This is a genomic window from Nonomuraea sp. NPDC005983 (genome assembly GCF_040614375.1).
Lineage (GTDB): Bacteria > Actinomycetota > Actinomycetes > Streptosporangiales > Streptosporangiaceae > Nonomuraea.
The window spans coordinates 1-4079 of sequence record NZ_JBEXUP010000269.1 but is presented as its reverse complement, the minus strand read 5'-3'; the positions used below and the strand labels follow the sequence as shown (position 1 = coordinate 4079).

The window sequence follows — 4079 nt, the reverse complement described above, 5'->3', positions numbered from 1 at the left end:
GGTGCTGGAGGGAGGCGGCTCGACGGCGGCCGCGCCGCTGGCCCGCAGCGTCCTGGAGGCCGCCCTCGCCTGACGGCCCGCCCCGTCGGCCCACCCCGTCGGCCCGCCTTGACGGCAGGCCGGGGGCAGACCGCTCTGACGGCCCGGCCCGCCGTGGGGGCGCCCTGACGGCGCGGGTCAGCGGTAGGCCGAGGACTGCAGGGTGTAGAGGTCGGCGTAGAGGCCGTCGAGCGCCATCAGGGTCTCGTGGTCGCCCTGTTCGACGATCTTGCCGTGGTCGAGGACGTAGATGCGGTCGGCGTACCTGACGCTCGCCAGGCGGTGGGTGATCAGGACGACCGTGCGGCCGTCGGAGTGGCTGCGGATGCGTTCGAACAGGGCGTGTTCGGCTCGGGCGTCGAGTGCGGCCGTGGGTTCGTCGCAGATGAGCAGGGGCGCGTCGCGGTGGAAGCCGCGGGCCACCGCGATGCGCTGCCACTGGCCGCCCGAGAGCTCGTGGCCGTCCTTGAACCGCCTGTCGAGCAGGGTGCGGTAGCCGTGGGGCAGGTCGGCGACGACCTCGTCGGCGCCCGCCACGGCGGCGGCCGCGTGCAACGCCTCCTCGCCCTTGTCGGTGCCCATCGTGATGTTGTAGCGGGCGGTCAGGGGCCAGCGGGTGTGGTCCTGGGCGATGACGGCGGTGCGCAGGCGCAGCTCGTCGGGGCTGACCTCGCGCAGGTCGACGTCGTCCCAGGCGACCGTGCCCGAGTCGGGCTCGTACAGGCCGGAAAGGATCTTGGCCAGGGTGGACTTGCCCGAGCCGTTCTCGCCGACGAACGCGATGATCTCGTTCTTCTTGATCTCGATGGAGACGCCGCGCAGCGCGGGCGAGTCGGCGCCGGGGTAGGTGAAGACGGCGTTCTCGACGGTGATGCGCTCGAAGGACTCGGGGGCGGGCACGGGCCGGGGCCCGGCCAGGCGGCGTTCGGCGGCGGCGCAGAACTCCAGGAAGTCGGTGAAGTACAGGCCCTCCTCGTAGAGCCGGTTCGTGGCGAACAACAGGTTGGACAGCGACGTCTGGCCGGACCTGATCGCCAGCACGGCGGTGCCCGCCACGGCCAGCGGGATCGCCGCGATCGACAGCAGGACGCCGAGCGCCACGTAGACCAGCCCGGTGCCCGCCCCGCCGAGGGCCTCGCCGACCAGCCGCGCGATGGTCTGCCGCTTGGCCAGGCCGAGCATGACGCCCTGCTCGGCCTGCGCCACCGCGTCGTACATGCGCAGCAGGAAGCCGCGCATGGTGAACGAGCGGACCTCGCCGGCGGGCTCGCGGTCGGCGAGCAGCTCGGCGATGATCCACTTGCGGCGGTGCGCGGGGATGAGCGTGTAGAGGGTGGAGTAGCGCATGCGGGCGCTGCGCACGGTGGCCCACGCGTCGGGCAGGACGGCGAGCACGAGCAGCGGCAGCAGCACCGGGTGCAGCACGCCCAGCACCCCCGCCACGGCGGTGAGCCCGACGACGGCGGTGACTACGTTGATCGCCGAGGCCACCACGGAGTCGGCCATCGCCACGCCACGCGCCCTGGCCCGCTGGAGCGCGTCGTGGAAGTCGGGGTCGTCGTAGGCCACCAGGTCGACCTGGCTGGTCAGGCCGTACAGCCGCTCTTCGGTCAGGCGGGACACCTGCGGGTCGAGGCGCCCCTGGGCCCAGCCCGCGCCCGCCTGCAGGGTGGTGCGCAGCACGGCCGCCGCGCCGACCAGGAGCAGGCTCGGCAGCGCGGCCAGCACCCGCTCGGGGGTGGGGCCCTCCTGGAACAGCGCGTTGAGCACGCCGGTGGTCGCCAGCAGCCCGAACGCGGTGAACACGCCGCTGAGCAGGTTGAGGACGATGGTGGCTGCGGTGTCGCGGGGGCTGGCCCGCCAGGCCATGCCCATCGCGTGGCCCACGAGGGACGGCAGCCGCCTGGCAATGGTGAGAAAACCGACTTCGGCCATCTTGTCCGTGTGGGCATGCCACTCGGAAAGGGAGATCTCGCCTAATTCGAGGGGCTCTTCAGGCATACTCTGAGTGTGCCCGCAGGCACCGACAGTTCTCACCTGAATTACGTATGGGCGCGGGCCGTAGTTGGTGTCACACTCTGAGTGATGCTGCGATCCGCCGACCCCAGCGATCTACCGGCCGAGCCGAACCTGTTCGTGGGCAGGGAGTCCGATGTGGACGAGCTCGTCCACCTGATGCGCGTCACGAGGGTCGTCACCCTCTGTGGCGCGGGCGGCATCGGCAAGACCAGGCTGGCCCTGCGCCTGGCCGCCAGGATCGCGCCCGAACACCCCGGCGGCGTGCGTCTCGTCGAGCTGGCCGACCTGGAGAAGGGCGCCCTGCTCGGCCAGGCCTGCGCCGCGCTCGGGGTCGCGGGCGACCTGCCGGAGGCGATCGGCGGCAGGCACGTGCTGCTCGTCCTCGACAACTGCGAGACCGTGATCGCCGAGTGCGCCGAGCTCTCCCGCGACCTGCTCGGCGCGTGTCCCGGCCTGACCATCCTGGCCACCAGCCGCGAGCCGCTGCGCGTCCCCGGAGAGGCCGTGTGGCGGGTGCCGCCGCTGTCCCTGTCGGGCGACCCCGCGCGGTGCGAAGCGGTGCGGCTCTTCCAGGCCAGGGCCGTGGCGGCCAGGCCCGGCTTCGAGCTCACCGACGAGGTGCTGCCGCACGTGGCCGAGCTGTGCAGGGCGCTCGACGGGCTGCCGCTCGCGATCGAACTGGCCGCCGCGATGGTCAGGGTGCTGTCGGTCAGGCAGCTCGTCGACCGGCTCGACGACCGTTTCAGGCTGCTCGCCGACGGCGTCCGCACCGCCCCCGCCAGGCAGCGCACGCTGCGCGCCGCCGTCGACTGGAGCTACCGGCTGCTCAGCCCGCAGGAACGGTTGCTGCTGCGCCGCGTCGCCGCCTTCCGCGCCTGCTGGACCCTCGACCTGGCCGAGTGGGCCTGCGCGGGCGACGGCCTGCCCGAGGAGGACGTGCTGCCCCGCCTGTGCGACCTGGTCGACAAGTCCCTGGTCGTGCTCGACGGGGAGATCGCGGGCGAGGCCCGCTACCGGCTGCTGGAGACCGTCCGCGAGTACGCGCTGGAGCAGCTCGCCGAGTCGGGCGAGGAGACCGCGCTGCGCCGCGCGCACCTGGCGGCGATCGTCAGGCTGGCCACCGGGTTCACAGCCGCCGTGTCGCCGGGCGCGCGCACGCACTGGCCGGTCATCGAGCGCTACGGCACCCTCCTCGACGGGCTCAGGAGCGAGATCTGCGCCGCCCTCGATTGGTCGATCGCGTCCGGGCAGCCCGAGCCCGCGTTCAAGCTGCTGACCGACCTGCGCTACCTGCTGGTCGCGGCCGGCCGGATCACGGGCCTGGAAAGCCGACTCGACCGGCTGCTCGCGCTGGACGCGCCCCACGTGCCGTCCGGCCTGCGCGGGCAGGCCGCCATCCTGCGCGGCGAACTGGCCGTCCAGCGCGGAGACCTGGAGACGGCCGCCCGGTCCGCGCGGGAGGGGCTGGAGCTGTGCAGGTCGGCGGGCGACGAGTACGGCCAGGCGGTCGGCCTGATCCTGCAGGCCCGCTCCACGGGCGAGCAGGAACCTCTGGGGCCGGCGCTGGAGTCGGCCAGGCAGCGCGGTGACCCGATCCTGGAGTCGATCGTCCAGGGCACCAGGGCGCTCATCGGCCTCTACCAGGGCAGGCTGAACGAGGCGCAGCGCGGCTTCCAGGAGGTGCTGGCACTCAGCGAGCGGCTCGACAACCACTGGGCGCGGTCCAACGCGCACCTCGGCCTGGCGCAGGTGGCGCGCCGCACCGGCGACACGGCCTCGGCCAGGCGGCACTACGAGTCGAGCCTGCGCCTGCTGCGCCACGTCGACGCCGGGCAGCAGATCATCAGCTGCCTGGCCGGGCTCGGCGGCGTCGCGCTCGACGCGGGCGACCTGGTGGAGGCCCGGGCCAGGCTCACCGAGGCGCTGCTGCTCAGCCGCGACGCGGGGTTGCACGAGAGCACCGCCCGGCGGCTGGGCGCGGGCGGGCAGGGGATCGTCTATCTGGGCCAGGGGCCGGACGG

Annotated in this window: 2 protein-coding genes; one reads left to right on the top strand and one right to left on the bottom strand. The window is 73.4% G+C overall.

The window, feature by feature from the left end; genetic code table 11:
* Nucleotides 1–177: 177 nt before the first annotated feature.
* Complete coding sequence (locus ABZ297_RS46375) at nucleotides 178–1974, bottom strand: ABC transporter ATP-binding protein (protein ID WP_355360888.1); 1797 nt, start codon at nucleotides 1972–1974, stop codon at nucleotides 178–180.
* Nucleotides 1975–2124: 150 nt separating this feature from the next.
* On the opposite strand from ABZ297_RS46375, the gene ABZ297_RS46370 reads away from it, so the two are divergent.
* Nucleotides 2125–4079, top strand: a 1955-nt coding sequence (locus ABZ297_RS46370; RefSeq protein WP_355360885.1) for a tetratricopeptide repeat protein, incomplete at its 3' end; no start/stop codon positions are given.